Source organism: Sphingopyxis sp. NFH-91 (assembly GCF_021401285.1).
In the GTDB taxonomy this organism is placed as follows: domain Bacteria; phylum Pseudomonadota; class Alphaproteobacteria; order Sphingomonadales; family Sphingomonadaceae; genus Sphingopyxis; species Sphingopyxis terrae_A.
Map to the genome: position 1 here is coordinate 276,605 of NZ_JACBGA010000002.1, position 26,210 is coordinate 302,814.

The 26,210-nt window shown below is 62.1% G+C and carries 25 protein-coding genes; 12 read left to right on the forward strand and 13 right to left on the reverse strand.

All coding sequences use genetic code 11. From position 1 onward, the window contains the following. Positions 1–40: 40 nt before the first annotated feature. From L0963_RS06300 to L0963_RS06325, 6 genes are all read right to left on the reverse strand, one after another. Entirely contained in the window at positions 41–1,222 is a 1,182-nt protein-coding gene (locus L0963_RS06300; RefSeq protein ID WP_234178848.1) for a glycosyltransferase family 4 protein, read from the reverse strand. After that, positions 1,219–2,190, reverse strand: a complete 972-nt coding sequence (locus L0963_RS06305; protein ID WP_234178850.1) for a glycosyltransferase — start codon at positions 2,188–2,190, stop codon at positions 1,219–1,221. The genes L0963_RS06300 and L0963_RS06305 overlap by 4 nt, the downstream gene beginning before the upstream one ends. Next, positions 2,183–3,607, reverse strand: coding sequence for an oligosaccharide flippase family protein (locus L0963_RS06310; protein ID WP_234178851.1), 1,425 nt, complete (start codon positions 3,605–3,607; stop codon positions 2,183–2,185). Before L0963_RS06310 ends, L0963_RS06305 begins: the two co-directional genes overlap by 8 nt. Before the next feature lie 6 nt (positions 3,608–3,613). Beyond that, positions 3,614–5,041, reverse strand: coding sequence for an O-antigen ligase family protein (locus L0963_RS19795; RefSeq protein ID WP_234178852.1), 1,428 nt, complete (start codon positions 5,039–5,041; stop codon positions 3,614–3,616). A 29-nt stretch (positions 5,042–5,070) separates the two neighbouring features. Continuing rightward, entirely contained in the window at positions 5,071–6,486 is a 1,416-nt protein-coding gene (locus tag L0963_RS19800; protein ID WP_234178854.1) for an exopolysaccharide biosynthesis polyprenyl glycosylphosphotransferase, read from the reverse strand. A gap of 161 nt (positions 6,487–6,647) precedes the next feature. Then, a complete protein-coding gene (locus L0963_RS06325; protein WP_186401999.1) occupies positions 6,648–6,899 on the reverse strand; it encodes an XrtV sorting system accessory protein in 252 nt (83 codons plus the stop codon). A 290-nt stretch (positions 6,900–7,189) separates the two neighbouring features. Here L0963_RS06325 and L0963_RS06330 point away from each other — a divergent pair, with 290 nt between their 5' ends. After that, entirely contained in the window at positions 7,190–9,427 is a 2,238-nt protein-coding gene (locus tag L0963_RS06330; protein ID WP_234178856.1) for a sialidase family protein, read from the forward strand. A gap of 111 nt (positions 9,428–9,538) precedes the next feature. Here L0963_RS06330 and L0963_RS06335 read toward each other — a convergent pair whose 3' ends face one another. After that, positions 9,539–10,135 carry an Npun_F0296 family exosortase-dependent surface protein gene (locus L0963_RS06335; RefSeq protein WP_062902553.1) on the reverse strand — a complete coding sequence of 199 codons (597 nt, stop codon included), beginning with the start codon at positions 10,133–10,135 and terminating at the stop codon, positions 9,539–9,541. A 409-nt stretch (positions 10,136–10,544) separates the two neighbouring features. Between L0963_RS06335 and L0963_RS06340 the strand changes: the two genes are divergently transcribed. Together L0963_RS06340 and L0963_RS06345 are read left to right on the forward strand one after the other, a co-directional pair. Then, positions 10,545–11,219 (forward strand): excalibur calcium-binding domain-containing protein, encoded by a 675-nt coding sequence (locus L0963_RS06340; RefSeq protein ID WP_234178858.1) that lies wholly within the window; start codon positions 10,545–10,547, stop codon positions 11,217–11,219. Positions 11,220–11,581: 362 nt separating this feature from the next. Beyond that, entirely contained in the window at positions 11,582–11,905 is a 324-nt protein-coding gene (locus L0963_RS06345) for a DUF736 domain-containing protein (RefSeq protein ID WP_217372236.1), read from the forward strand. 65 nt (positions 11,906–11,970) lie between these two features. On the opposite strand, the gene L0963_RS06350 is transcribed toward L0963_RS06345, so the two are convergent. Further along, positions 11,971–12,198, reverse strand: a complete 228-nt coding sequence (locus L0963_RS06350; protein ID WP_234178860.1) for a helix-turn-helix transcriptional regulator — start codon at positions 12,196–12,198, stop codon at positions 11,971–11,973. 558 nt (positions 12,199–12,756) lie between these two features. Here L0963_RS06350 and L0963_RS06355 point away from each other — a divergent pair. From L0963_RS06355 to L0963_RS06370, 4 genes are all read left to right on the forward strand, one after another. Further along, positions 12,757–13,650 (forward strand): ArdC family protein, encoded by an 894-nt coding sequence (locus L0963_RS06355; RefSeq protein ID WP_234178862.1) that lies wholly within the window; start codon positions 12,757–12,759, stop codon positions 13,648–13,650. Further along, positions 13,647–13,895: a sigma factor-like helix-turn-helix DNA-binding protein gene (locus tag L0963_RS06360; RefSeq protein WP_234178864.1), complete on the forward strand. Its 249-nt coding sequence runs from the start codon at positions 13,647–13,649 to the stop codon at positions 13,893–13,895. The genes L0963_RS06355 and L0963_RS06360 overlap by 4 nt, the downstream gene beginning before the upstream one ends. A gap of 63 nt (positions 13,896–13,958) precedes the next feature. Next, on the forward strand, positions 13,959–14,888 hold the full coding sequence (locus tag L0963_RS06365) for a HEPN domain-containing protein (protein WP_234178866.1): 930 nt from the start codon (positions 13,959–13,961) through the stop codon (positions 14,886–14,888). A 3-nt stretch (positions 14,889–14,891) separates the two neighbouring features. After that, entirely contained in the window at positions 14,892–15,116 is a 225-nt protein-coding gene (locus L0963_RS06370) for a hypothetical protein (RefSeq protein ID WP_234178868.1), read from the forward strand. On the opposite strand, the gene L0963_RS06375 is transcribed toward L0963_RS06370, so the two are convergent. Continuing rightward, positions 15,088–15,318, reverse strand: coding sequence for a conjugal transfer protein TraD (locus tag L0963_RS06375; protein ID WP_234178870.1), 231 nt, complete (start codon positions 15,316–15,318; stop codon positions 15,088–15,090). The genes L0963_RS06370 and L0963_RS06375 overlap by 29 nt on opposite strands. A 16-nt stretch (positions 15,319–15,334) precedes the next feature. Further along, complete coding sequence (locus L0963_RS06380) at positions 15,335–15,832, reverse strand: conjugal transfer protein TraD (RefSeq protein WP_442800549.1); 498 nt, start codon at positions 15,830–15,832, stop codon at positions 15,335–15,337. On the opposite strand from L0963_RS06380, the gene traA reads away from it, so the two are divergent. The 5 genes from traA (at position 15,831) to L0963_RS06405 (ending at position 24,940) form a co-directional block, all read left to right on the forward strand. Beyond that, positions 15,831–18,767 (forward strand): Ti-type conjugative transfer relaxase TraA, encoded by a 2,937-nt coding sequence (gene traA / locus L0963_RS06385; protein WP_234178872.1) that lies wholly within the window; start codon positions 15,831–15,833, stop codon positions 18,765–18,767. The genes L0963_RS06380 and traA overlap by 2 nt on opposite strands. Before the next feature lie 9 nt (positions 18,768–18,776). Beyond that, entirely contained in the window at positions 18,777–19,238 is a 462-nt protein-coding gene (locus L0963_RS06390; RefSeq protein WP_234178874.1) for a hypothetical protein, read from the forward strand. A gap of 340 nt (positions 19,239–19,578) precedes the next feature. Then, positions 19,579–19,794 carry a hypothetical protein gene (locus L0963_RS06395; RefSeq protein ID WP_234178876.1) on the forward strand — a complete coding sequence of 72 codons (216 nt, stop codon included), beginning with the start codon at positions 19,579–19,581 and terminating at the stop codon, positions 19,792–19,794. A gap of 42 nt (positions 19,795–19,836) precedes the next feature. Continuing rightward, complete coding sequence (locus L0963_RS06400; protein WP_234178878.1) at positions 19,837–24,003, forward strand: RHS repeat domain-containing protein; 4,167 nt, start codon at positions 19,837–19,839, stop codon at positions 24,001–24,003. Between the two features lie 694 nt (positions 24,004–24,697). Then, the gene (locus L0963_RS06405) at positions 24,698–24,940 is read left to right on the forward strand and encodes a hypothetical protein (protein WP_234178880.1); all 243 of its coding nucleotides are present in this window, start codon (positions 24,698–24,700) and stop codon (positions 24,938–24,940) included. A 268-nt stretch (positions 24,941–25,208) separates the two neighbouring features. Here L0963_RS06405 and L0963_RS19805 read toward each other — a convergent pair whose 3' ends face one another. The 3 genes from L0963_RS19805 to L0963_RS06415 form a co-directional block, all read right to left on the reverse strand. Next, complete coding sequence (locus L0963_RS19805) at positions 25,209–25,508, reverse strand: HEPN domain-containing protein (protein WP_326490177.1); 300 nt, start codon at positions 25,506–25,508, stop codon at positions 25,209–25,211. A gap of 6 nt (positions 25,509–25,514) precedes the next feature. After that, a complete protein-coding gene (locus L0963_RS19810) occupies positions 25,515–25,703 on the reverse strand; it encodes a hypothetical protein (RefSeq protein ID WP_326490178.1) in 189 nt (62 codons plus the stop codon). Between the two features lie 68 nt (positions 25,704–25,771). After that, positions 25,772–26,059 (reverse strand): helix-turn-helix domain-containing protein, encoded by a 288-nt coding sequence (locus L0963_RS06415; RefSeq protein ID WP_053553476.1) that lies wholly within the window; start codon positions 26,057–26,059, stop codon positions 25,772–25,774. Positions 26,060–26,210: the final 151 nt, after the last annotated feature.

Below are 26,210 nucleotides of genomic sequence, written 5' to 3' on the forward strand. Positions count from 1 at the left end.
AACGGGCGGTCTGCGGCGCCGGTCAAAAACGGGGGGCGTCTCAGCCGAGGCCGGTCAACAGACGTGACATGCGCGCGGCCGCGCTATGCGCCTGATAGTCGTCGGCCACGCGCCGGCGCCCGGCCTCGCCTAACCGAATCCACGCCTTGCGGTCATCAATCAGCGCGCCGAGCGCGCGCTTGAGGTCGTCCCAGTCCGACGCGGTGAACAACCGGCCCGTGACATCGTCCTCGACCAGTTCGGGAATACCCGCAACGCGGCTCGCTACGACGGGAAGTTGCAGCGCGAGCGCTTCGATGAGAACGACCGGAAGACCTTCCATCAGGCTCGGCAGGACGAAGATGTCGGCCTCGGCCATGCGCGCGAGCGTCGAGCGTTCGGGAAGCGGTCCGGTAAATTCGATTTTCTCAGCGAGCCCGAGTGTCGCGGCCTGTTCCCGGACCGCATCTGCCGCCGGCCCGCCGCCCACAATGGTCAGCGAAAAATCGCGGCCCTCGGCAACCAGCGCCGCAAGCGCTGATAGAAGGCCCGCATAACCCTTCTCGGGCGACAGCCGTCCCACCGACACAAGGCGCGGCGGTGTCGACGCGCGCGCCGAACGAGCTTTTTGTGCCTTGGGAAGTGCCGCCAGATCGATGCCGCAGCGGATGATGTGCATCTTGGTCCACTGAGCCGGTTCCACGAGCCGCATCGCCTGGGCCTGCATGAAATAGGACGCGCAGGCGACGAAGCGCGCCCGCTCGATCTTGCCGGCGAGCAGCGCTCCTGCCGGTGGGTCGGTCTCGGAAATGCCGTGCAGCGTCAGGCTCCACGGCACGTTCGCGCAATGCGCGGCCAGCATGCCCACGGTGGCGCCGCTGTTGGCGAAATGATTATGAAGATGACCGACACGCTCTGCGCGCAGCCGGCGCGCAAGCAGCAGCGCTTCGACGAAGTGAAATTGCGACCAAAGCAGCGCGCGTAGGCCCCCGACGCGGTGGCGGAGCGCCAGCCGCCAGGTCGACACAAAGCGTCCAGGTCTGGTGGCGAGAATAACGCAAATTGCCGCGAAATAGGCCAAAAGCGGGCGCCCGAGCAGACTCTCTGCTTCGCCTTCGCGCGCGACCGGCTGGACACTGAACGCTGCGATTTCAACCCCGCGCAGGCGCAGGGCAGCCACTTCGCGGCGCACGAATGTGTGCGATGGGGCGCTATAGTCGCTAACGAGATAGGCGATCTTCATTTGTAGTAGATCGCTCCTTGCCGGCGCCTCGCCGCGCGCGCCGCGCCATAACGCAGCGCTCCCCAGGTCTCGGCGAATTTTCCGGCGAGCAGATGCACGGCTTGCATGCCGCCGTCTCGCCGTGCGAGCCGAACAAACTGGGCCGCCCACAACAATGGTGCAGCAAGCAGACCTATCGGTCCGAGGAGTACTGTCAAGAACAGTGCCAGCGCTATGGGCGCTGCGCTCCAGCCGATCGCGCGCGCAAGCTCGCGCCCGTAGAGCGGCGCACCCAGGCGCCGCGTTTTCGACCAGACTTGCGCATAGCCATAGCCGCTGCGCACCGCGCGCATCCACCATTGGCGGAAATGATGCATGTCGGCGTCGTGTATCGTCATCGGCGCATCAAGCCGCCAGACCCTCCAGCCGCGCGTGCGAAGCCGCGAACAAAATTCGGGTTCCTCGCCGGCAATGACAGCGCCATCATAGCCGCCTGCCGAAGCAAAAGCGCTGAGACGAACCATGGCGTCGCCTCCGCACGCCGCGGCTTCCCCCGGCGGCGTGTTCCATTCGGCGTCGCACAACCTGTTGTAGAAGCTCGCCTCGGGATAGCGCTCGCGCCGGCGACCGCAAACCGCGGCGAATTCGGGTTCGTTCTCAAGAAAGCGGGTCGCCTCGGCGAGCCAGCCGGGCTCGAACTCACAATCGCCGTCCACGAACTGGACAAAGGCCAGTTCGGGATGCCGCGCGGTAAGCCGGGCTGCACCCTCGTTGCGCGCGCGCGCGGCCGAGAAGGGGAGGCGCATATCAAGTTCGACGACGTCGGCACCGACCGAGCGAGCAAAGGCGACACTGTCGTCGATCGATGCGCTGTCGACATATACCATGGGAATGCCGGGCGGGATCGAGCGAAGGCAGCGCTGCAGCCGTTCGCCTTCGTTACGGCCTATCGCCACCACTCCCATGCGGCTCTGCTGCCCGTCAGCCATGCATCCTCTGCCCTTCGATCAGCCAATCGCCGATGCTGCCCGTCAATCCGGCCAGATAGCTCGCCTCCCGGAACAGGAAGATCAAGGCAAAGAATAGCAGCGTCAGCCCAATATCCTGCCGCACGAAATTGATCCCTGCAGCTCGCTTGCGCCAGACGAGGATGCAATAGCGTACGGCTTCTGCCGCGACGAAAGCGAGCATCGCGGCATTGAGGCCGTAGCGTGGGAGAAGGACGGGCAGGGCGATCGCCACAACGGCAAGCTTGGCTCCATTGCCGAACGCCACGCCCGATGGCTTTCCAAGTCCCATCATGATGGCATCCGACATGGCAGCAAGAATCGCAAACCAGCTGCCAGCGAGCAGAACGGTCAGCAGAATGCCGGCATCGTGATAGCGCGCGTCGTAGACGAGGTAGATGAAGCGATCGGCAAGTGCGATAGCGAGCGCGAGCCCGACCGCGACAAAGCCAAGCAGCGCAAGGCGCATCGGTCCGATTGCCTCGCGCAGATCATGCCCGCGCAGGTTGGTGGCCGAAATCTTCGGGAACACAAGGAAGCTGCCGACGCGCTGGAAAAGTTCCGCGGCTGCGTCGGCGAATGTCCGCGCGATACCGTAAATCCCGAGCAGCGCGAGCGGTATCGCGCTTGGCAGATAGAGACGATCGAAATTCATGGCGAGGTAGTAGATCAATGAGGACAGGAAGACCCACTTGCCGAAATGAACAATGTCGCGCAGCGCCGTCCGTTCCCAGCGGAGGCGATGCATGCGCCAGTCGACCAGGAAGAAGCTCGCGATTGCTGGGACGGCCATGCTGATCAGGAGCGCAATGATGAGCGCCCAGATGGTTGGCATGAAATAGGCGAGAATGATCTGGATCGCCGAGCCGAAGATCGCCATTGCGAGGTCGAAGGAGGCCAGCTTGCGAACCTCCAGTCGCTTCTGAAGGAGGAAGCGTGACGGCGAAGTGAGGCCGGTGAGCAGAAAGATCGGGGCAGCGGCAGGCAGCAGGTATAGAAGCTCCGGCTTGCCATAGGCATGAGCGATGGGCGCGGTGAGGGCGAGGGCGGCCGCGAAGAGCAGCAGGCCGCGCACGATCTGCACCGTCCAGGCGGTGTTGAAGAAGTCGGATTCCTCGCCGCGCCGATTGTTGACGATGCTCTGACCGACGCCGACGTCGGTGAGCAGTTCCCCGCCCGTCCGCAGCGCGTTGATGAGCAGCATCGTGCCGAGAAGCGCTGGCGCGAGAAGCCAGGCCAAGAGAATGCTTGAGGCCAGCCGCACGACCTGTTGAATCGCATAGGTCGCGGCAATCCAGCTGACCGAGCCAAAATGGCCGGTCCATCCCGCCATCTGCCGCAGCCAGCGCCGCGAGGTCGGCGGCGTGGCGGCGCCGATATCGGTGGGACTGCTTTCCATCGCGGCTTATCGCCGCGCCGGGCGCAACGCGCCCGAACCGCGCCGACGCGCGCTCCCGCGCCCCATGGTGAGGGCCGCGGCTGGAGTATCGACCAAGCCGTCCTGCTGTCCGCCGGACGAGGCGGGAGGTGGCTTGCGGATCGTCTTATGTCGGCGTTCGAGCTTTGCCTGCCTAATGCATCCCGCGATGATGCCAAGCGCGATCGCGAACACATATTGGGTAAAATAGACGATGAAGACCCATTCCCACAGGCTGTGAAGCGCCGTCACGAGAATGGCGACGCTCGCCCCGAGCACGATATCGCCGCGTGAATCACGTCGATGCATGAAAGCGAAGGCGAGCCCGCGAATGACGCTCCAGGCGAACAGGAAAATGAGCGTCAGAAGGCCGAGCCAGCCGGTCTCGGCCGCAGCGAGCAGGTAGATATTGTGCACATGCGCCGAACGGCTGTTGTAGTTCCAGACGACGCCGGCCTTTTGCGAATAGCCCTGCGAATTGGCGATCACGACATATTGGTTCGCGCCCACACCCATCGGGTGGTCACGCCAAATCGCTTTCGCAGCGCGTTCGAAGGCCTGTCGTTCGCCGTCGGGACCAAGCGCGGTTGACGCTCCTCTCGCAAAGCGCTCCCCGAAGCTCGTGGCAGCAACCGGGCCGACGATGCCCAGCGACAAGACCGCCAGTCCAACGATTTTCCACTTGTGCGGCGTCATCCGCCTTGCGAGCGAAAGGATGAGCAGCAATGCGATCCCCACCGCTACGAAGGCGACCGCACCGCGCGACGCGCCGAGCGCCACCGCGACGAGCGAGGCGACGACGCCAGCCATGATCAGCTTGCTGCGTTCTCCAGCAAGCAGCAGGGCAAGCAGCGGCAGGGTCACGAAGTGCAGCATCAGCCCCAGCAGATTCTGGTGAGCCATGGTGCCCGTGGCCTGGACCATGCCCGACATGCGTTGTTCGATCGTCACAAGTCCCTGGAAAATCGCGCCTGCAGCAAGCCCGAAGGCAATCCAGCGAACCGCGCCCGGCTTGCCGGCAACCGAAGCGACGGCAACGAAAACCAGAATGACACGCAGGAGTTGAAAAACGTAGAAGCTCGAACTTTCCCATTGATGCGACACAAAGACCGACACCGTCACCGCAGCCAGATAGGCGCCGAGAGCGCCGAGCAGCGGCAGCCTGCGGAAAGGCGCGCGTGCCGCCAGGATGATGGCTATCGCCAGCGTGTCGAGAATGGAGACGATAAGCCCGCGCGCAAAACCGGGCCATGTCGCCCAGTTGATGAAGGCGACATCAAGATTGGCAAAGCTCATGGTGAAGGGCAGGGCGCCGATCGCGAAATAGGCCCATTTGCGGTGCTGCGGGAATGCCCGTACCCACCAGATCAGACCGGGCAGCGATGCGAGAATCAGGAGGATGCCAAGAATGCGCACCGCGCGGTCAGCTCCCTTGCGAGACGGGATCAATATGCATTTTTATGCATCACCACGCGTACGGTCTTGAGCAGGATCATGATGTCGCTCCACAGCGACCACTCGGACAGATATTCAAGGTCGCAGCGCACCCGGAGCTCCAGATCCTCAATTCTCTCGGTCGATCCGCGATAACCACGAATTTGGGCAAGACCGGTAATGCCTGGCTTGAGCGCATGACGCAGCCAATATTTCTGCGAAGCATGCCAGAATAATTCATTGCCCGCGGTCGAGCCAAGCGCGTGCGGACGCGGTCCCACCATGCTCATTTCGCCCTTGAGAACATTGAATATCTGCGGGAGCTCGTCGATGCTCGTGCGGCGGATGAAGCGACCCACCCGCGTTACGCGATCGTCCGCACGCGAGGCGGACTTGTCGCCCATCGCGTCACTCGCTTCGACGCGCATCGACCTGAATTTGTAAATGCTGAACTGGCGGTTGCCCTGGCCCACGCGCAATTGCCGGAAGAAGACCGGCCCCGGCGTGTCTAGCTTTATCGCCAAGGCGACAAGCAGGAGCAGAGGGCCGAGCAGAATCAGCGCTGCGCTGGCCGTGACGAGGTCGAGCCCGCGCTTTTGTATCCGGTTCATCAGATTGAGCGGCCCGCGCGAGAGAACGATCGTGTCGCGCCGATCATAGCGACCAAGCGCGACTGCTCCGTGCAGAAGGTCCCGGTCGAGCATGATCTCGCCGCCAACATCGTGACCCTTCAAAAAGGTCGACCATTCCGCGCGATGATCAAATTGCGAGGCTACTACCACCCGGTCAAAGGGCGCTATCAGCCGCGAGAGCGCATCGATCATGTCCGGGCGATCAAGATCGGGCCAAAGGCCCTGGGCGCCGACATCGACAACCACGGCGGATCCTTCGGGAACGGCATCGAGACCGTCGAGTAACAGGATCGTGGCGACCACCACGTCGCCCATCACGAGCTTCACGACGCGATCAAGGATGATTTTCGACACTATCAGAAATATGGCCGCCGTACCGAAAGTGATCGCAAAGCCGATGCGCGAGATTTCGTCGACCTTGAAAAGAAAGCTGATGCCGACGATCACAAAGGCCGTCGCCCCGAGCGCGCCAAGCGCGCGTTTGGTACCGAGTAACCGGTTCTGCAAGGTTTCGGCGTCCTGAGTTTCGCGCGCGATTTCGAACATCAGGAACAGCGGAAGGGCTATGAAGAGAATGGAATGACCGCCGGCGCTGAGCCATTGCGCGTCGCGGGTTTGCAGCGCGCAAGCATAGCCGAGCACCAGTGCCAGAAGGTCGAGGGCCAGCGAGAAGATATAGAGAAAAGTCCGCTTGTCGCGCGCCGACGCAAAGAGGCCGCCCTCGCTCGACGGGTTCGGCGGTGTCGCGAGCGACAGGTCATGATCAGGCCTGCTGTAGATATTCCCGCCCTTCACCACTTGGCACCCGGCCCTTCAAGCCCGATCCGAGTTGACCTATCGGCATCACCGCCAGCCAAAGCAAATAGCAGAATGGCGGAGAAATCGACAGCGTTTACAGTGCAATTCCGGGACTCGCGGCACGCCGTCCCGAATGGGGAAAGGCCTCTTGGCAAAGCTTAACGCGATTGCTGGAAAGGGTTCGGCACCTTGAGCACGGTAAAGATGTAGATGATCACGCCGACCAGTAGAATTGCGGCAAATAGCGGATAGCCTTCATTGCCAATATAGTTGACGACGGCACAGCCGACCGCCGGCGGTGCATATTGCCAAAGCTTGTCGCGCGGCGTTTCCTCGGCCGATCGCTGTAGCAGCAAGGTCACCAGGCCTGAAAAGGCAATGACGGTGATCCAGTCCCAAATCGTCTCCACATGTCCCTCCCGAACCCTCGCCGGCTCTCAACCCCGGATTTCCGCGGTCGCTCTCGACTTTAAATCCGGGCCGCAGCATAGCAGCGAATGCATATTCGCGGTAGCGGCCTTGTAAGCCATCCTAAGCGATAAATGCTTATATTGTATTGTAATGGTGCAGCGCTTGCGCGAGGCTGCCCTTCGCCGGTCCGTTTGCCAGCATCCGGCTCCAGCTGCATCACGCGGTGCAGATGTCGAGCGCGTTGGCGGCCCCGCAAAAGCCTTGGCGCGGTAAAGGGAAGAGCAGAAGCGTGGACGCAGAAAACAGGCAATCCGGCACTTGGCGGTACGAGCGCGTCGCGATCGGTGGTGGTGGATATGTGACCGGAATGCGGATCGCGGGGCGGGGCTCCGAAAAGGTCCGGGTTTGCCGCACCGACACCGCCGGAGGCTTTATCTGGGCTTCCGAGGAAAGCCGGTGGCAGCCGCTGCTGCAGGCGGGGATCAACATCGATCCCGAGCTGATGCGCTACCATTATCCGCGCGGTGCGGGCTGTTACGATGTTGCCGTAGCGCCGAGCCGGACTGATTGCATTTATGTGTGCCAAGGCGGCTTCGTCTATGCAAGCGGCGACCGGGGCAGGACGTGGCGACGGACCGCTCTTCCCTATTATGACGGCTATGGCGCCAACAGCAGCTCGAGAATGACCAACGAAAGAATGGCAGTCGATCCTGCCAATCATCTGGTCCTGGGCATCGGCAATCCCGATACGGGCGCCCGTGGTGGGCTCCATATCAGCTTTGACGGCGGGGACAGCTGGGCGGCGCATCCCCAAATCCCCGCGCCAAGTGCCCCCGATCGCGGGATGGCGATCGCATTTGACCCTGACAGCGGCAGCAATGGCGAGCGAACCCGGCTGGTCTATATTTGGTCTTATGGCCATGGCATCTTTCGGTCGATTTCCGGAATTCAAGGCCATTTCGATCTTATTGAAGGAAGCCCTGCCGACATCGGTCATATGGCGGCGCGCGGCGGCAATTTATGGACTGGAGGAACTTCCCGCGGTGACGGCGCGCCGCTACGCCGCTGGACCGAGCGGGGAGGCTGGAAGTCAGTACCTGGCGTCCCCGACGCAAAACACATTGCAATATCTGCCGACGGCAAGCGGATTGTGTCGATGATTGCTTCAAGCGCTTATCGGCTTTCGCTGGACGGGGGCGCCACCTTCGGTCCGCTGACACCGCGGATCCGGCGCAAGGCGGTCCATATCGGCTGGCACGAGACCACCAACGAGAATTACATGTCGAACGGCGCCTGCGTGTGGGATACGGAGGCGGATATTCTCTATATTGCGGAAGGCATAGGCTGCTGGAAATGTATCAACCCGCCGCATGATGGCAGCGTCCCGGTCTATCTCGAAGACAGCGTCGGAATCGAAAATCTCGTGTCGATGCAGATCATGGTGCCGCCGCAGAACAGCCGGATCCATTATGTCACGCAGGACCGTAACGTCGCGACCCGCGACTGGTGGCAGTTCCGACAATATCCCGCCAACATCGGCGTCAGCAATGCGGTACCGCTCGATCATGGCGGCGGCATCGATCACGCCGCGGGCAATGAGGATTATCTTGCCGTGGTTGGCAGCAAGAATGGCTGCTGCAATATTTCGCGGGACGGCGGAAAGAGCTGGGCGCCCGTCGCCGCGGTTCCGCAAAATGTCCGTGCCACCGCGCCGCAGCCGGCAACCGAAGGCACGGGGTTCGGCGGCAACATCGCTGTGGGCCCTCCAGGAAATCTGGTCTGGCTGCCTACCGGCAACAATAAGCCGAGCGTGACGCTCGATGATGGCGCGAGTTGGGCCTATTGCCTTTTCGAGGGGGCCGAGCCCGATAACAGCGGAATGCGCTGGCATAACCAATATTCCTATCAGCGCATCCAGCTTCTCGCCGACAAGGAACGTCCCGGAACCTTCTTTCTCTACCATGTCGGCAATGAACGTCATGATGACGCGAGCCGGCGCTTCCGCGGGATCTGGAAATCTGACGATGGCGGGCGAAATTTCCAACGCATGCGCAAGGATCTGATCGGACCGATTTTCGGAACCGACGCCTTCAATTGCAAATTGAAGATGCCGCCAGGACGCTCCCCGCATCTGTTCTTCTGCGTCGGCGACGTCGATGCAAACGACAGCGATTCTGACATTGGAATCTTCTTCAGTGCAGACGAGGGCTCAAGCTGGGCGCGGGTTGCCGGCGTGCGCGAACCGCTCGACTTCGCGTTCGGCAAGGCCGCGCCCGGGAGCGATTATCCGACACTTTATGCCTGGGGCGGTTTGGCCGGCGTGCGAGGCCTCCATCGCTGCATCGAATTTGACCCGCGTCGTCCGGGTGCCGCAAAATGGGAAACGATTGGCCGCTACCCGGGCGGGAGCATGGATAATGGAACCGTACTGGCCGCGGATATGCAGGAGGTCGGGCTGGTCTATCTCGGCCTGGGTGGATCCGGACTGTTTCGTGCCGTTAGCGAGGCAAATCTGCGGGCTGGCTGAAGGGCGCAAATGCCACTTCGTCAACAAAATCGTCGTTTCTAAGACGCATGGTTAAAAAAAGAGGCGGCCCGTAAGGCCGCCTCTTCTGGTCCTTTGCTGGAACCTTGAGCGTCAGGCGAACTGAAGCGCGCCCGTTCCACGCCGACGACGCATGCCGAAGCCGATCGCGCCGAAACCGAGCAGCATCAACGCCCAGGTTGCCGGCTCGGGAACCGCATTGATGGTGAAATTGTCGGTCTCGAACGCATTGCCCGTCGAGCTGAGGCGCAGCGACTTCAGATTGCTGACATCATTGCCGGTGATGTCGAAGCGAACGACCGGGTTGAGGTTCGGATCGGTCTGATTGCCGTTGGCCGGGTTGAAAATGTCGCTGCCGGTGAAGCTGGCGATGACATTGCCGTCCATGTCGAGGAATTCGACGAGGTTGTAGGCATCGACCGAACCCCAGAGGAAGCTGACGTTGAAAATGTCAGCGATCGACGAAAGGTCGAGGATGCCCGGCGAGCCGTCGCTGGGGCCGACCGTCCAGTAATTTCCGGTGCTGCCGAAGGGCTGCGCGCGGATACCGCTTGCCGAGCCAGTCGTCACAAGCCCGCCGCTGACCGGGGCAGGGGTTTCGAAATCATAGGTCGGCGCCGGGCCCGAATAGGGATCGGTGCCAGGCGTAACGGTGCTGAGCGTAACCGCAGCATTTGCCGCCGCCGGCATGGCCAAGACCGCAGCCGAAACTAGAAGCGCTTTGGAAAGAAATTTTCTCATCGTCGGTATCCTCCTTGGTGGTGGCAGGCCCGCGACTCGCCCTGCAATGTTAATTATTAGGAATTCTTAACTCGAATCGCTTGATATGCGAGTCTTTTTTGCGTGCAAAAGTCTGTCCCAGAATGGTGCAACCTGCTGATCTTGCCAGCAATGCGCGTGGGGACCGACCTAGAAAGCGCCCTCTGAGCGCTACGTCACCGCAACGAGGCTGCTCTTTTGCCACAGCGGGGCAATGTTACAAGAAATTAATCCATGTTATGCGAATACAGAAAGGGAGGGGCGTGCAAGTCGATCGAGCGCGCTTTGCCTTTCGTGCGCGCCTCAATATCGCTGGAAGGCCCAAATTCAGGATCAAGTCATGGTCACGCTGCTGATACGGCTAGCTCTTGCAAATATTCTGGCCGGGGCGGTTGCACCGGCATTGGCCCAGGATATCAGCGGCCCGGCTCAGGCGGTTGATGGCGACGGTCTGTCGCTTTCGGGCATATCGGTGCGCCTCTATGGAATTGACGCGCCGGAATATGATCAAAAATGTACGCGCGGCGGAGAAGCCTGGGATTGCGGGAAAGCGGCTGCCGCGAAGCTTGGCGAACTCGTTGCCCGGGGGTCGGTTCGCTGCCAGCAGCGCGATATCGATGATTATGGTCGCAACGTCGCAGTCTGCACTGTCAACGGCACCGACCTGGGTCGAGCGATGGTCGAAGCAGGCATGGCGCTAGCCTTCAGGCGGTATAGCGACGCTTATGTATTAGACGAAGCGCGGGCCCGTGAAGCGGCGAGAGGGATTTGGGCGGGAGAATTCGTCGCTCCCTCAGAATGGCGATCGGTGCACCGCGTTCCTCAGGCGCAGTCGCAGCCGCCGCGTTCGTTGGCTGTTCCTCGGCAAACCCCTCGATCTTCGGTCTATTATCCCAATTGCCAGGCGGCCCGCGCTGCGGGAGCTGCGCCCATTTATCGCGGTCAGCCTGGTTACCGTCCGGAGATGGACGGCGACGGTGACGGCATAGCATGCGAGCCTTATCGGCCCCGCTGAACAGTTGGGAATTCGCACCGGACCCTGCGGTCGCAGTCATCTCCATGGGCTGAGCCCCTCATTTTGCTGGAGAGTGATCGTTTACGTCGATGCCGAGTGGCGAGCTCCACCCTTCCGGAGCCAACCCGGCGGCGGGCGATCTGACCTGGACCGGCGCGGCGCCCCGCGAAAGTGCGCTCGGCGCGATTATGTCCCCGCCTGCTGCGCAGTCTCCTCGCGGCCGCTTCGCTTCAAATAATCGCGCCGCCGCACTCCTCCGCTGCGCTGCGGCCCTGACGGGTTCGCGGGGGCGCCTCAATCCTCGGTCCCTGGTCCGCCCATGCCGCAGGGATGGTCCCGCGGCACAGTGAAGGAGACGACCAATGGCAGCTATCGGCTTTGTGAACGGCACCATCGACAAGGGTTTCGTGGGCCAGCTCAAGACCCTCTCGATCCGCGCGGCGATCGAGATCCGCACCAACCGCAGCAAGAGCGGTGACGTTCAGCCCGACTACCGGGTCTATTCCGAAGGCGTCGAAATCGGTGCCGGCTGGATCCGCGTCGGACAGCAGTCGGGCGAACGCTATGTGTCGCTGAGCCTCGCCGCCCCTGAGTTCGGTCCGCGCCGGCTTTACGCGAACCTCGGCCGCGCTGCCGGTCAGGAAAGCGATGACGCCTATGCGATCATCTGGAATGCGGTCGACTGAGACGGCAGCCGCCCCGCGCCGCAATCTGCGGCGCGGGGATTGTCGTGCCTGGAGCAATTCAATCGTCAGGCAGCGTCGCGAGCGCGCTCGAGATCGGCGAGCGTGAAGGACATGGGATTGCGAAGCCAGATGTCGACTTCGCCGACGCGCCAACCGCAGCAGCGTGCCCCGAGCTTGTGCTGCGGCGGAAAAGTGCCGGCGCGGATCTTCCGATAGAGGGTGGCGCGGCTGAGCCCGGTCAGATTGAGAACTTCGGTGAGCCGCATAAGGCGGAGGGGGGACTGATATGCCATGTGATGCTTCTCCATGTTGAGGGGGATCATGTCTGGGCGTGAGAGCATAGAAGGCCATTGAGCGGGGCATCGTCAACGCCGCAGAAAAGCGCCATTTATTGGATCGTAGTTTAGCGTAGGTGCGCTGGCGTAGGCTGGCGTACGCTGGCGTATCTGAGGGGGCTGCAGCGTGCTGTGGCGTAGGCGAACATATTTTTCTCAAAGCGTCTCGCCCGTGGGCGTCGCAGCTGGACAATGAGGCCGTCGGCGACGGCCGCGTCCAAAATGACGCGCCGCGAGCGGCGCGGAGTCGGTACGATTCGCAGGATATGAGATGCCGCTGGCGGGCAAGCAGTCGCCGCTTCGCGGCGGCGTCATTTGGTCCCGGCACGGGAGGGACGCAGGCGGGCGTCACTCGCCTCTAGCCCCGCCCGGTCGGGCCGCAACCCGCGCTGCGGGTCCTCCACTTCGTTTCGGTCCTGCGGATGCAGCCCGCCCGATCATGCGGGTCTGCCGGCTCCTTCCTGCCGCCCCCCTGCGCCCCTTCCGGGCCGGGCCGCGGTTGGAAGGAGAAGGGATATGAAACATCAGAAAGTCGAGAGGCAGAGCCTCTATGCCGAAGTCACGAGCCGGATCATCGCCGAGCTCGAAGAAGGGCGGTTGCCTTGGGTGCAGCCGTGGGACCGCGCCGCTTGTGGATGCACGATGCCGCAGAATGCGGGAACGGCGCGGCGGTACAGCGGCATCAATGTGCTGATCCTCTGGGCCGAGGGCATTGCCAAGGGTTATGCGTCGCAGCGCTGGCTCACCTATCGGCAGGCCGAAGCCGCAGGGGGCAATGTCGTGCGCGGCGAGAAGGGCACGGTCGTCTGTTACGCTGACCGGTTCACCCCGAAAGCCGAAGCCGAGGCAGCACGCGGCGAAGATCGCGAGGCGCGGCAGGTGGCATTCCTCAAGCGCTTTGTCGTCTTCAATGTCGACCAGTGCGAGGGACTGCCCGAAGACTATATCGCCCCCATGGTCAGCCCCGATCCGGTGCTCGCCATTACCGAAACCGATGCGCTCATCACGTCGAGCGGTGCGCGCTTCAACGTTGGGGGTGGCGAAGCCTTTTACAGCCCGAGCCATGACTTTGTGCAGGTGCCGCCGCAAGCGGCCTTTCATGAGCCCATCAACTGGTATCGCACCGCGCTCCACGAGCTTGGCCATTGGACCGGGCACGGCAGCAGGCTCGATCGCGACCAGAAGGGCGGGTTCGGATCGGAGTCCTACGCCCGCGAAGAACTTGTCGCCGAGATGGCGGCGGCATTTACCTGCGCATCGCTCGGCATCGCGCCGACAGTTCGCCATTCGGATTATATCGGCTCGTGGCTGTCGGTTCTGCGCGGGGACGAGAAGGCGATCTTCCGCGCTGCGAGCGCGGCCAGCAAAGCGAGCGACTATCTGCTTGCCTTTGTAGGGGACGAACAATGAGCGCGCGCATGTTCCGCGAAGACCGGCTTCGCCTGTGGCGCGCCGAGCGCGCGGTCGATCGGTTGGAAGAGATGGACCGCAAGATATTCCTCGCGATCCGCGTCGAGGAACTGAGCTATCCCGAAATCGCCGCCCGGTTCGGCATCTCGGTCGCCGACGTCGAATGGCATTTTGCGGGCGCCCTTCGCGTCCTCATGACCGCGATGGACGAAAAGGATCCGTGGTGGTGGCGTTTCCGGCTTTAGGGAGGCGCGCGGGCCGGATGGCGCTTGCCATCCGGCCCGCGCGATTACAGGGTGATACCAATCATGCGTACCGACCTCGATCATCTTCCGGCCGCCAAGCAGCGCGAACTCGAGCGCGTGAAGGCGATCATCTTCGAGGAATTTGCCGACAGCATCGCGCTCGCGACGATGAGCTGGAAGAAGAAGGGGCGGATCGACAAGATCATCCTCTACGGCAGCTACGCGCGCGGCGGCTGGGTCGATGAGCCGCACACGGCGAAGGGCTATCGCTCGGATTTCGACCTGCTCATCATCGTCAACGACAAAAGGCTCACCGACAAGGTCGATGTCTGGTCGAAACTCGATGACCGGTTCGCCCGCGAACTTCTGATCGACCAGACCCTCAAAACTCCGGTGAACTTCATCGTTCATACGCTGCAGGAGGTGAACGACGGGCTCGCTCACGGGCGCTATTTCTTCATGGACGTCGCGCGTGACGGGATCGCGCTTTACGAGAGCGACGACAAGGAACTGCACAAGCCGAAGCCCAAGACGCCGCAGCAGGCGCTGGCGATGGCGCGGGAGTATTTTGACGAGTGGATGCCCGCGGCATCAGGTATGCTCGAAACCGCCAATTTTAGCCGCGCTTCCGGTAGGTTCAAAGATGCCGCATTTTTGACCCACCAAGCAACCGAGCGCCTCTATCACTGCGTCCTTCTGGTCTGCACCTTCTATACCCCGCACGTTCACAACCTCGGTTTCCTGCGCACCCAGGCCGAGCGCATCGACATGCGCCTCGTCGATGCCTGGCCGCGCGAGCTGAAAGCCGATCGCGCGCGTTTCGAGAAGCTCAAGGAAGCCTATGTGAAGGCGCGCTACTCGAAGCACTATAAAATCACCGAGGAAGAATTGCGCTGGCTCGGCGAACGTGTCGAAGAGCTGGGCCGCGCTGTGCATACCATTTGTTCCGAGCGGATTGCTGCGCTCGAGATCGCAACGAAGAAATCCGGCTGATCGTTGCCACGCCGATCGACAATAGCTGGCCAGATCGAGGCGCTGATCCAGCGCCTCGACGGCGTCGCGATTTGCGATGACTGCGTCACGGACAGGCTCAACCTGTCGGTTCGCTCACAGGCCAATGTGGTGACGCGCGGCCTCGGCGGCGCAGGCGGCTACGCGCGCGAGAAGCGCCCCTGCGGACTTTGCGGTTCGGTCAAGGACTCGACGTCGCATCGGCGCTGAGGTCATCGGCGAACGCGCGCTGCCCGCGCCGTCGCCACAGCGTGAGCTGCCGCTCGCGCGCTTCGCTTCGCAGCGTCGCGGCGGCTTCCACAAGTAGCCCAAGAATGACTGCGCGATCGTCGCCGGTCAGCTCGATCAGATCCGCCTTGGCGACGAGTCCACCAAGCTCGATCAGCTGACGCGTGCGTTCGCGGCGCTTCACCTTCCACGCCCGCGTGTCATGCCGTGCCCGCTTCGCCTGAAGCCGATTGCGGGCTTGTATTGTCCCCCGCAGCGCGGACCGCGTTACGGCCAGCCCCTTTGCGAGCGCGGGCGCCTCCGTCGCGAAAGAAGGCCGCGCCGCTTTTGCGCCACGCCTCCTTCCTTACAGTGTCCGCCGCGGCGGCGTCGATGAGTGCGCCGGCGAGTTGTTCGATCGACAAGGCGTCGGCGCCTGTTGTGATCACCAGCTCGCCGAGCTGGCCTTGCTTCCTCGTCTTGAGCGCCTTGGCCTTGTCGGTGAGGGCCTGGAGTTCGGCGTCAAAATCTCGCGGTTTGCGCATCGTCTGTCCTTCCGTTTGAGGGGAGCGGACGAACCAGTTATGCGAAGTCTCAAAGCCCAGCAAGGCGTTGGAATGACTTGAGATGTTACGGTCCCGAGCGCGATCAAATCGTGCAAGGGCGCGCTTATACGTCGTGCCGACGTGCTCGTTTTGCTGTAAATGGATAGCCCTCATGGCGATCTACCATTTCTCGGCAAAAGTGATTTCCCGCGCTGTCGGCAGCAGCGCGGTTGCGGCTGCGGCCTATCGCTCGGCCGACCGGCTGCACGACGAGCGGCTCGGCCGTGCGCATGACTTCTCCAACAAGGCGGGCGTTGTTCATAGCGAGGTGATGCTACCCGACGGCGCGCCCGAGGCATGGCAAGACCGCGAAAAACTGTGGAACGAAGTCGAGGCGGCGGAGGTGCGCAAGGACGCCCAGCTCGCCCGCGAAATCGAGTTGGCCATTCCGAGGGAGATGAGTGAAGCGCAGGGCATCGCGCTGGCCCGCGATTTTGTGCAAGCCGAGTTCGTCGACCGCGGCATGATCGCCGATCTCAACGTCCATTGGGATATCGGCGCCGACGGCCTCGCAAAGCCGCACGCGCATGTGATGCTGACGATGCGCGAGATCCGTATCGGCGAGGACGGCAGCGCCGAGTTCGGCGCCAAGGTGCGCGACTGGAACCGCACGGAGCTTCTTTCGCATTGGCGCGAAGCATGGGCGGAGCATGTGAACACCCGCTTGGCCGAGCTCGATATCGACGCACGCATCGATCATCGCAGTCTCGAAGCCCAAGGCATCGACCTTGAGCCGCAGCACAAGATCGGTGCCGCGGCGTCGCGGATGGCGGGGCAGGGGCTCGAGGCCGACCGGCTCGCCGAACATCTAGAAATTGCGCGCTCGAACGGCGAGAAGATCCTCGCCAACCCGTCGATCGCGATCGACGCAATCACGCATCGTCAGGCCACATTTACGACCCGCGATCTTGCCATGTTCGCCCACCGGAACAGCGATGGCAAAGAGCAGTTCGACGCGGTGATGACGGCCGTCAAATCCTCGCCCGAGCTGGTCGCGCTGGGCAGGGACGGAAGCGGCGATGATCGCTTCACTTCAAAATCAATGATCGAGACCGAGCAGCGGCTCGAACGCGCGACCACGACGCTCGATGCACGCCGCAATCATGGTGTTGCCGAACATCGTCGCGAGCGAGCGCTGGCGCGCGCATCGGCGCGCGGGCTCGACCTGTCCGCAGAACAGCGCGGCGCACTCGAACATGTCACGTCCGCACGCGGCGTCAGCAATGTCATCGGCTACGCGGGAACGGGGAAAAGCGCGATGCTCGGTGTCGCGCGCGAAGCCTGGGAGGCGGCTGGCTATCGGGTGCAGGGAGCAGCGCTGTCGGGTATTGCGGCGGAAGGGCTCGAACAAGGCTCCGGCATCGGCTCGCGAACCTTGGCGAGCCTTGAACATCAATGGGCGAACGACCGCGAGCGGCTGACCGACAAACACGTCCTGGTCATCGACGAGGCGGGGATGGTCGGTACGCGCCAGCTCGAGCGCGTTGTATCTGAGGCTGAGCGGCAGGGCGCGAAGGTCGTTCTCGTCGGCGATCCGCAGCAGCTCCAAGCGATCGAAGCCGGCGCGGCGTTCCGCGCCGCCGCCGAGCGCCACGGCGCCGTCGAGATCATGGACATCCGCCGCCAGCAGGAAGACTGGCAACGTGAGGCGACGCGCGAGCTCGCTACGGGAAAGACAGGCGAAGCGATCGGGCGCTATGCGGACGCAGGCTTTGTGCATGCAGCCGATACGCGCGAGGCGGCGCGCGCCGAATTGGTCGATGCGTGGGATCGTGATCGGCAGACGCATCCAGGTGCCAGCCGTATTATCCTCACCCATACGAATGACGAGCGCGAAGAGCTCAACCAGGCGGTGCGCGAGCGGCTGAAGGCGGGCGGTGGGCTTGGCAATGAAGTCGCGATCACCGTCGAGCGCGGCGAGCGGACGTTCGCGGCAGGCGACCGCATCATGTTCCTGAAGAACGAGCGCGAACTTGGCGTGAAGAACGGCTCGCTCGGCAGCATCGAGAGCGTGGGCCCGGCGCGCATAGCCGTGGCGCTCGACGACGGGCGGCGCGTCGCGTTCGGTCTAAAGGACTATGCGCACGTGGACCATGGCTATGCCGCGACGATCCACAAGGCGCAGGGCATGACGGTCGATCTGGTGCAGGTGCTCGCGACGCCGGGGATAGACAGCCACTCGACCTATGTCGCGCTGTCCAGGCATCGCTTGGCTGTCGACCTATATTATGGCCGCGATGACTTTGCGAACCAGAGCAAGCTCGTCCGCGCTGCCTCGCGCGAGCGCGGCAAGGATATGGCGAGCGATTACCGGGTGCCTGAACGGGCGAAGGCAGCCGAGCCCAAGCGTGGCATGTTCGACGGGCTCAAGCTAACCACCTCACGCGAACCCACGGAAAAGCCCGTGTTGGAAATCAAGCGGGCGCCTGCGCGCGCCGAACTCGACAAGGCGGTCGTGCGCTTCGCGCGCCTAACGAAGGAGATCGTCGATGTGCGTCGCGCGGGCGGCAAGGAGCTGCCGCACGAGCTCGAGCGCTATCGCGAAGCATACCAGGCGCTCGATGCGCTGCGTACCGGCGGCGCGAGCGATCTGCGCGAGGCGTTCGGGAAGAGCTACAAACTCACCAGCGATGCGGCGGGAGGACGAACCGCGGGCGCAATTGCGGCGATGGACGGCGCGGTCGCGGCGCGGGCCGCCGAGCGTGCGGCGGAACGGGCAGCCGCTGACCGCGCGGCGCGCGAGCAGGCGCGGCAGGCGGCTGCGGAGAAGCGGCTTGCCGCCGATTTAGAGAAGCGCGCCGAGCTCTTCGTCGCCTCCTGGCAGAAGGAGAGTGTGCAGGCGCGCAAGGCCCCGACCTATGCCGCGCGCAATGAGGCCCGCGCCAACCTCAACGACATGGCGAAGAGCCTGCAACGCGACCCGCAGCTTGAGTCGCTGCTCCAGAACCGGCGCGCGGACCTCGGCCTGAAACCCGCCGCGACAGCATCGCTGTCTCGCGACCTTCAGCAGCATCTCGGCCGCTCGCGCGGGATGGGGATATCGATGTAGGCCGATGCCATGACAGTAAAACGCCCTCGCTCGACCCCGGCTTCCGCGAATGCCACCGAAGCCTTCGACAAGCTGCGCGACGAAATATCGCTCCTGCACGCGGCGATCGAAGGCCTCACGGCAGCGAAGGAGAAGATGCCGGACTACTCCCCCACGCTTCGCAATATGGCGGACCGTCTCGACCGTATCGATCAACAAATCGAAAGCTTCCATGACAAACCCGCCATGCGTCTCACGCCGCTGACCCTTGCCGCCGAAAACCATGACGCATCGAGGTCTTTTGGCGCCGAGGACCGCAGATCGGTCAAGCAAGCCCGCGAGGAGCTGGCGCGGTCGCTTGGCTGCGTTGAGGGCATGATCAAGCAGCGACGGTCAACCGCCGAGCAGGAGTGGCGGGTGACCTGGGCGGGGACTGGAGGGTTCCTGTGCGGGACATTCTTTGCCCTCGTGGGAATAGTCCTCTCCTCTTAGGAGCAGCGCCCCGCGCTGACGGAGGTGCGGCGGCATCGCGCCTGAAAGGCGTTCTTCGCCAAATCCAATCCGACGATGGCAACCTCTTGCTTCATGTGGCGGCTCCTAGACGTGGACCTACGACGGCCGCATCATTGCACAGCACCGTTGGTGCAGGGATCGTTCACGCCATGCCGTCAAGGGCTGCGCAGAGGAAATAGAAACTGCCAAATCGGATATAATAAATCCGACGGAAGTGCGTCGGTTTTGGTTGTTGCCGCATTGACCTCTGATTTCCGTGGGATAGCCTCGGCCCATCTGCGCGGTCGCCGTCGGCGCTGCGCGCAAGTGGAGGGGCGCGATGCGGCGATTGATGCTGGCTATTGCCTTGGTCGGTATGGCGGGAAGCGCTGCTGCCACGGAAACCATCACCTATACCTATGATGCCAAGGGGCGCCTCGTGAAGGTCGTGCGCACGGGTACGGTGAACAACAATGTCACTGTCGAATATGCCCATGACAAGGCCGACAACCGTACCCGCGTGAAGGTGACAAACTCGCCCAATGCGCCGCCCTGATCGCAACCATCGAGGGGACTACGGCAAACGGGGGAGATATAAGTGGCGGAGCATGATCGATCGAGCGGCGCCTGGTTCGGCGCGCGGCTGGCAGTATTATTCACGCTTTTCGTGTTGTCGACGATTCCGGCCGCAGCGCACGCTCAATCTATTGCCGACCTACTGACCGAGACGCGTCCCATCGTCGATTCGCGCGGTGTCGATGTAAAGACGGGCGGTCTGAACGTGACGACCGAACCGGTTTCCATCGGCGATCTCGGTTCTGCAAGCAGTTGGTCGGGTATCACCAACTTCTCCAAATTCTATGCCTATGTGACCGGCAACGGCACCGCAAACAAGACGGTCTTCATTCACGGGAAGACCGTCAAGTTCACGCTGAGCGGCGGCGTTTATGTCCCCGAAAACGGCGACGGGTCGACGCTGGTGATGACGACAGGACCCGAAGCGTATACCTATACGGAAGCGGATGGGACGGTCTATTATTTCGAGCGCATCATGAATGTGACGCTCTTTCAGCCCAAATGGGCCTTTGTGCGGGCCCATCTCTGGAGCGTCACCCGGCCCGACGGCCGCAAGCTGCGATATAATTACAAGGGCGCCGACGGAGAAACGATCTGCATCGGTACGACCTGCGCAGTGGTAAAATATCTTCGAACGCAATCGATCACGAGCAGCGACGGCTATATGCTGAAAGCAAGCTATGCTTCGGCAACTGGTGGACCCGATTTCAATAAGCTGACTGGCGTGATGGCGCTCAACCAGAGCCAGGATTATTGTAACCCGGCCGCCGATAGCTGCACCGGCCTCACCCACGATTACGCCGAGCAGACGATTTCGGAATCGACGAGCGGCAGTACGACGACGCAGACGATCACCGATCAGGACGGCAACTCCACCACGGTCGAGACCGTCGCGCAGCAGGTCACCGACCTGACCCCACCAGCGAACAATCCCGGCCAGACGCAGGCGACCTATGACGGCAGCGACCGGGTCGATCAACTGACGACCGACGAGGGGGCCTTCGATTACAGCTATGCGACGAGCGGGAGCACGCAGACGACCACGGTGACCGGACCGGGGTCGACGACCGAAACCTATGTCGTCGACACGAGCATCTCGCGGCCGACGTCTGTCACCAACGCGACCGGCGACACCACGACCTATCAATATGATGCGTCGGGCCGGAAAACCCGCGAAACCTATCCCGAGGGCAATTATTCACAGTGGACCTATGACGCTCGTGGCAATGTGACGGAGGTGCGGCGGGTTGCAAAACCGGGGTCGGGGCTTGCCGACATCGTGACCACGGCGTCATTCGATGCGAGCTGCGCGAACGTCAAGAAGTGCAACAAGCCGAACTATACGATCGACGAACGCGGCAAGCGCACTGATTATACCTACAACGCGACGCATGGCGGGGTGACGCGCATCCAGCTTCCCGCCGCTACGAGCGGCGGCACCCGGCCCGAGATCAACTATGTCTATTCGCTGCTCTATGCGCAGATCAGGAACAGCAGCGGCACGCTCGTCAATGTGCCCGATGGCGAATACAAGGTGACGCAAATCACGACCTGCGCGACTGCGGCCACCTGTTCGGGCAGCGCGAACGAGACGAAGGTCACGATCGCCTATGCCACACCCAATCTGATGCCGAGCAGCGTGACCACCGCGTCGGGCAATGGGGCGGTCAGCGCGACCACCGGTTATACCTATGATGTGATGAGCAATGTCGCGAGCGTCGACGGACCGCTCGCGGGAACCGAGGACACAACATATTATTTCTATGGTCTGAACCATCGTCTGCGCGGGGTGATCGGCCCCGATCCCGATGGGGCGGGCGCACGCCAGCGCCAGGCGATGCGCCACAGCTACACCAACGGCCGCGTCACCAAGACCGAGACCGGCACAGTGACCGGCACGACGATCGCCAGTCTCAATGCGATCGTTCCGGCCCTGACGGTCGACATTGTCTATGATGCCAATGGCAACAAGGTGAAGGAGACGCTGTCGGGCACCGCGGGCGCGGTGAGCGTTGCGCAGTACAGCTATGACAGCGACAACCGGCTGCTCTGCACGGCGCTACGGATGAACCCGGCGACGTGGAGCTCGCTGCCGTCGAGCGCGTGCACCTTGGCGACGATGGGTTCCGATGGCCCCGACCGGATCACGCGGAGCTCCTACGACAGCCTGGGCCGCGTGACCAAGGTCGAGAGCGCGGTGGGCGCGGCGGCGGCCGCGAACGAGGTACGCACCGCCTATACGGCGAACGGCCAGGTCGATTATGTGATCGACGCCGAGGATAACCGCACCACCTATGTTTACGACGGGTTCGATCGCCTGTCGCAGACGCGCTACCCGGTGACGACGCAGGGCGCGAACAGCAGCAATGCGAGCGACTATGAAGGGCTGACCTATGATGCGCGGAGCAGCGTGACCCAGCGCCGCCTGCGCGATGGAACCACAATCGGCTACAGCTATGACGACCTGGGGCGCCTGACCGCGAAGGACCTGCCGAGCGGCGAGAGCGATGTCAGCTACAGCTATGACCTGATGGGCCGCGCAACCGGCGTGACACAGGGAAGCCACAGCCTGACGTTCGTGCAGGACGCACTTGGGCGCCTGACCAGCCAGACGGGCCCGCTTGGGACGACCGGCTATACCTATGACGCGGCGGGCCGGCGGCTCACGATGAGCTATCCGGGCGGGGTGCTGACGATCAACTACGACTATGACACGGCGGGCAATGTCACGAAGATCCGCGAGAATGGCGCGACGTCGGGCGTCGGGGTGCTGGCAAACTATGCCTTTGACAACCTCGGTCGCCGCACGAGCGTGACGTTCGGCAACGGCAGCGTGCAGAGCTTCGGCTATGACGCAGCCTCACGGCTCGACACGCTGACCAACAACCTCGGCGGCGCAGCGACGACGCACGACCTGACGCAGACGTTCAGCTACAACCCGGCGGGTCAGATCGCGAGCGTGAGCCGGAGCAACGATGCCTATGCGTGGAGCAATCATTATAATGTCGACCGCGGCTATACGCTCGACGGGCTGAACCGGATCGCGTCGATCGGGGCGACGAGCTTCAGCTATGACGGGCGCGGGAACCTGACGAGCGACGGGACGAACAGCTTCAGCTATACGAGCGAGAACCTGCTCAAGACCGCGCCCGGCGGCGCGACGCTTGCCTATGATCCGCTCGGGCGGCTCTACCAGACGGTGAAGTCGCCCACGACGACGCGGTTCCTCTATGACGGCATCGACTTGATTGGAGAATATGACGGATCGAACGCGGTGCAGCGGCGCTATGTCCATGGCCCCGGCATCGACAACCCGATCGCCTGGTATGAAGGCAGTGCGATCAGCAGCACGACGCGGCGGTTCCTGATGGCCGACGAGCGCGGCAGCGTGGTGAGCGTGACCGATAGCGCAGGCGCAACCATCGCGATCAACGCCTATGACGAATATGGCATCCCCGGCGCCGGCAACGCCGGGCGGTTCGGCTACACGGGGCAAACCTGGCTACCCGAGGTCGGCATGTGGTACTACAAGGCCCGCATGTACAGCCCCACCCTCGGACGGTTCCTGCAAACCGACCCCATCGGCTACGCCGACGGGATGAACTGGTACAATTATGTCGGAAGTGATCCGGTGAACTTCGTTGATCCGTCGGGGTTGGGCGCCGACGACATTGTAGTAACCGGATATCGTTGTCCTGCAGGCCAGGAATGGATACGCGATATTCGGGAGAGGAGTGGGTGGCGCTGCGGAACGATCAGCTTTGAGAAGACGCCGGCCTTTGCCAGGGGAGCTGCAGGAAATATTGGCGGCCTCGCGCGGCGGATGCCGCAAAAGGAACAAACACCTCTCTGTAAAAACTTGAGCGATAAAGCGGCGGCGGCAAAATCGAGGCTGACAGCACGTGTCACAAGGCCAAGCGCTTGGAACAACATCGCGCATCTGAGATTCTTCCAGCTCGGATATCAAGACAATGCCCGCGATTCGATGGTCGCAGGAAAGCTTGTAAGCTGGGCGTCGGTGCCGTTAGCTTTGCTTCCTCAATCTAGGGTGGCTGGGGTCGCCACCGCCGGCGGAGGCGTAGGCCTAGGGGAACTCCTGTCTGCTCAGCAGGAAATGTATGAGAAGTTCGCTAATGATATCCAAGCTCGAATTGATGAGCTGAAAGCAAAGGCAGATGGATCATGCTAAAAATAAATAAAGAAGAAATCTCAAGAGATATGAAGGAAAATTGGGCATACTTTCTCATTCTCCTTATCGCTATAGTTTTAGTAAAAGCCATCCTTTCAGAAGGATTTAACTTATATGAGGTGTTCCGTAGCGCCGTTCATGACATCCCATTTTTTTTCCTGTTATTCTTAGTTGGTCTCGCGATGAGGTTTTCGTGGAGAGGCTGGGTGCGGTGGTCAACAGAATAATCGCCGCAAAAGGAAGGACCCTGTCCGACCGGTCCCAGAGCGAATCTTGGTGAAGGCGTATCGGCTACCGGCTTTTTGGGAATTCTTGGCGTGTCAGCGGGGCTCGGTGGGGGAGTTTCGGTGCCCACCGCATCCCTCCCGCTCGTTGGTGATGGGAGTTTCCGTGGCACCCAATTTTCCGGTTCTGGTTCGATCACGCCACTTGCTGGCCTTGGGTTGTTCGCCGGAATTGGGCCAAACTATTCGCTGGGCGGATCGAATGGGGCTGCAGGCAATGTGAGCGGTTCAGTTACTCCGGTTATTCAAGGGGGCGCTGGCGACGGTGGAGGTGTCGAGGTCACCAGCGATCTAAATTCACCGTTGAGCGTAAGCGGCGCGATGGGACGACTTGCCGCCGGTGCCTACGGAGCGATTGGAGCTCGATTCGAGGGTAAGGTTTCCACAGGCCCCATTGGATGTAGATCATTATGATAACCAGGAAAGAAATATCAAAAAGGTGGAGGAGGACGCTCTTTCACTTAGCCTTTGCTCTTTTAGTTATATTTGGCGTGATCATTTCACTTGCAGTGGAAAAGGCGAACGCTGGCGATGGACCGGCGATTGGAACCTTGGCGGCTATAGCTGTTGCGTTCATCATATTCTCTATAGCCCTCTTCTATATAAGCCGTTTGATCAAGGGCTTGATTTGGAGGAGGTTCGGCGAAGACTGATCGCGCCGTTTGTGTGCCGTGTGTGGATGGCTGACAGCAATGGGAGCTATGGCATCTTGGCCTTGGTCGGGCGCGCCATCAGCGGTTGTCTACACAGCGCTTTGAGGCAGCTCGCGGATGGCACCGCAGGTGCAGCGATGACACCATGGTGGTGTCATCGAAATCTGGGTCGTCCGGTTACGCTTTTTGGACAGACGCCGCTGACGCCGGCCTCCTGCTCGAGTTGCCGGAGGCGTTCGGCGCATATGGTGTGAATGGTACGACCAAGTTATTCGCGACGCTCACTTAGCCACGCCAGCTCTTCTTCGCTGATCCTGTAATGTTTTGAGTATCTTGCCTTCGTGTAGGCCTCTTTCAGCTTTTGGAACATGGTGCGCTCGCGGCGGGAGGCTTCGGGCCAGATGCCGTAGAGGCGGCGAGAGAGTCCTTCGGCGAGCGATCGGAGGAAGGCGATATTATGGTTGTAAGGCGTGTAATAGGTGAGCGTGAGCAGGAGACCGGCGTATAGGCGCTCGGTGGCCTGGTGGAGGAGGAAGGCGGCTTCTTTGGGGCGCTTCTGCTTCGCCAAATCCCGCTATGTGTTCAGCCAGACGATGGCGCCGGGATAGTGGTCTTCAAAATACTCCCTCGCCGCCTCCAGCGCCTGCGCGGGCGTCTTGGGCCTGGGGGTGTGCAGATCGGTGTCGTCGGCTTCGTAGAGGGCGATCCCGTCCTTCTTGATCTCCATGAAGAAGAGGCGGCCATGGGCGAGGCCGTCGTTCACCTCATGGAGCGAATGGACGATGAAGTTGACGGGCGTGCGCAGCGTCTTCTCGATCGTGTAGGCGCGGATCAGCGCAGCAGTTCGCTCACCAGCGAAGGCTTCTTCGCGAGCATGGCGAGCAGCACCTGGGCGGGGCCGCTGGGATGCCTGCGGCCATGCTCCCAGTTGAGCAGCGTGCCCTTGGCGACGCCGATACTGCGCGCGAAGGCGCCCTGCGACAGGCCCGTGCTGGCGCGGATCGCGGCGACATCAACGCTGGGCACCTCGATCCGGTGAACGCGCGCGCCGACATCCTTACCCTGGGCATGGTCCAGCGCTTCGTTCAATCCCTGCATGATGCTCTCATAAGCGCTCATCTGCGATCTCCATAAGTTGCGACCAGGGAAAACCGCCTGCGCTACGACTGGTCACGTCAAGGTGCTGTACCGCCTAGCTCTGCAATTGCAGATCCTGACCCTAATTATCGGCCGCCAATACCCATGAACATGCGTAACACACCTGAAGGCG